Here is a 3340-nt window from a genome sequence, read left to right as displayed (position 1 = left end):
CTAAAGAACTTTGCATTCTGTTATTAGTAAGAGATGCTGATTCTTGTGCATTTAAAGATGCAACGTTAGTATTAATTCTCATAATAAATCCTTTTAATTATGACACATTGAAAACGTAAAAGTTTTCGCCGGATACCTTCTTGTTTGAAGCAAGCATGAAGCTTAAACTCTAAGAGTTTATCTTCTCGGAATCAATCAATCCCTAATTTTTATAATTGAAGTATGACATACCATTTCTTAAATCTAGCTTATTTTTTGTATGGGAGAGTTTTTATTATTTGCACTGTATAATAACAGTAATAAAGGTAACAAAATGACAACAGCAGATGCACAACAACAACTTCAAGAGGTTTTAGTCAATACATATATTTCAAATTTGAGTTTCTTACGAGATACAGATCCTTCATTGTATGAAAAAGTTATAAGTTTCTCAACGATGATTGAACAAAATATTTACAAAGAGAGGTATCACTTAGAGTTTCTTCAAGATCAAGGCGAGTTTGATATTTATGATGAAAAGACAAACAGTTATGTCTATAGCAAAAAACCTAAACAAGTCAATCGAAACTATATTAACAGTATCGAGTTTAACAAAAAAGGCTCTATTTCTGTTTTTGAACCCGTTTTATATGAAAAGCAACCTGATGTGTATAAGTTAAAAATTAATAAAGAAGATATCCAAGATTACAGATTGGGTTTATTGAAACTTCATCAAGACATGAAACCTTATTTAGAAATACTCAACGCTGATATTCAAGATAAGAAAAAAAAGTATAAATATATGGATAAATTCATGTTTATTGGAACTCTTTTGGGACGACACATTCCCAGCATTGTTAATAAAATCAAATCCAAACACTATTTTGTACATGAACCCAATTTAGAGATATTCAGACTCTCGTTATTTGTATTGGATTACACAACTTTATTGGCACATAATGCCAATGTATTCTTCTCTGTTATGGATGAAGCGCATGTTTTTGAGAGTAAGTTATATGATTATTATAAGTTGAATACATGGGAAAACCATACCATTAAATTTCATACCACAGATTTTAATGTGGGGCAATCTTTTGAAAGTGTCATGAATGCGATGATTCCAGCAAAGCCAACTCTTTTTGGTTATAACATGATGCTTTATTGTGTTGCAAAACATTTTTCAAAAAGATTGAACCATTATAAATTTTTACATTTGCCATTGAAAAAACCGTTGAATATCTTTGAAAATAAACCAGTGCTGTATGTTTGTGCAGGCCCATCTTTAGAAGATAACATTGATTGGTTAAAAGAGAATAAAAACAGATTTGTGATTGTAACCATTGGAGCAGCCTATAAAAAACTTCTAAATGAAGATATTCTTCCTGATGTGATTATTACTCTGGATGCGAATTATGAGATCTTAAATAAATTACAATTTGATGAAGACAGCTGTAAAAAAATTCAAGATTGTATTATTTTTGCCTCTTCTTTCACCGATCAGAGAATACTGGAAAGATTTAATCATGAAAATATATATTTGTATGAAACCATGATTACGTTTTCAAAAAATAGTTTGCCTCTTAGAGGACACAGTGTTGGAGAAATGGGTTACAAGATTCTTTTAGATTTAGGAGTAAAAGAGCTTTACTTATTAGGAACAGATTTAGCCGTTCATCAAACAAAAGGGAGTTCTCACAGTTCAAGTGCCAGTAGCAAATCAAAAGAGTATGATCTGAATAATCTTATTTCAAGTGAAAAAACAAACAGTTTTAGTTTGACCAATGAATTGGTTAAAGTCAGAGGCAATATGCTTGATGAAGTCTATACAACCAGAGTTTTAAATACCTCCTTGATGGATTACAATAAAATGAGCAAACACTCTTGGCAAAATGTTTATAACTTATGTCATCATGGGGCATATATTAATAACACCATTCCCACAACCATCGAAAGTATTCAAAGTACAGAATTTCAGATCTTTAAAAATGATCAACTCACTTTTATAAAGCAATTACATGCGTGTATTGATGAAATTTGTATCAAAGAGATTTCAAAAGAAGATAGACTCTTTTTAAAAGAAATAACAAAAGCACAAGATGAACTTTTGTTGGAAATCAAGCAATGCAGTCAAAAAGAGTATGCCCATTATGAAGAGTTCAGAGAAGATTTTATCTCTTTATTTAGACATGTGCTGGATATTAAAGCAGAATTTAAAAATCAAACATTAAGCGCCATCACATCTTTGTTTTTTTCCATGTTTAATCCTTATATTGATTATGCCTTTAATGATCCAAAAGTAAAAGATGAAAAAAAGAGAGTAAATCAAATTGCAAAAGTATGGTTAGAGCAGTATCATACAGCCGTGAATGATTTAAATAATTATATGAAAAGTACGATAAACTAAGGTATAACGTATTAAGCAGTAGCTTTAAGCTACTGCTTTAAGGACTTAAGAGTCTTAATACGTTTCCAGGAACATTCTTGTTTAAGGCAAGCATGAAGCTTAAACTCTAAGAGTTTATCTTCTCGGAATCCCTTGACCCCTACATAGCAGTAGCGATGCTACTGCTTTAACGACTTATTGTAAAAGTCTCAATACATTTTCACAGAAACATTCTACGCAAATAAATTTGCTCAGACTAGATTACTTCGTTATTGAAGTAATCTAAGAACGTTTTCACAGAAATGTACAACATAGCAACCCAAAGGGTTACTATTTTACCGATTATTACTATTGTAATAATCTCAATACATTTTGTTGTGCAGCGTTAGATTGTGCAATTGCATAAGCACCCGCTTGCGAGATAATGTTTTGTTTGTTGAAGTTAGCAGATTCTTCCGCGTAATCAACGTCTCGAATAATTGCTTCAGCCGCTTTTACATTTGTTGCTTGAGTCATTAAGTTTCGTACTGCTGACTCTACTTGGTTTTGTACAGAACCGATTGAACCTCTGTTTTTATTCAGATCATCAATAGCACTATCTATAAGTGTTTGAGATGAAATTGCGCCCGCAGTAGAGATAGAAGTAATTGATTTTAGACCACCAATACTGTATGAAGCTGCATCTGAGTTAACGGCACTGAGTGTGATTTTATTGTTGGTTGAATCTTCACCCACTTGGAAATCTAAATCTGATGCTGACGAAGAGATCAAATCGGTACCATTATAGTTGGTTGATGTGGCAATATTATTAAACTGCGTCATTAATTTAGCAATATCCGCAGCAATAGCATTTCTACCCGCACTAGACGTAGTAGCCGTATTGGCTTGGATTAATTTGGCTTTAACGGTATCAAGAATGTTTGATTGTTCCGCCATTGATTTATCTGCAATTTGTAATAAAGCAATCGCAGAGTTACC

At 32.1% G+C, this 3340-nt stretch carries 2 protein-coding genes; one reads left to right on the top strand and one right to left on the bottom strand.

Going from position 1 to position 3340, the window contains the following annotated elements; all coding sequences use genetic code 11:
• Positions 1 to 313: 313 nt before the first annotated feature.
• Positions 314 to 2383, top strand: coding sequence for a motility associated factor glycosyltransferase family protein (locus tag CRV04_RS12755; protein WP_164969175.1), 2070 nt, complete (start codon positions 314 to 316; stop codon positions 2381 to 2383).
• 327 nt (positions 2384 to 2710) lie between these two features.
• On the opposite strand, the gene CRV04_RS12750 is transcribed toward CRV04_RS12755, so the two are convergent.
• Positions 2711 to 3340, bottom strand: a 630-nt coding sequence (locus CRV04_RS12750; protein ID WP_128997242.1) for a flagellin, incomplete at its 5' end; no start/stop codon positions are given.

The sequence above is a fragment of the Candidatus Marinarcus aquaticus genome (assembly GCF_004116335.1).
GTDB lineage: Bacteria > Campylobacterota > Campylobacteria > Campylobacterales > Arcobacteraceae > Marinarcus > Marinarcus aquaticus.
The sequence above is the reverse complement of the archived record's forward strand: the minus strand, read 5'-3'. Positions and strand labels throughout refer to the sequence as shown.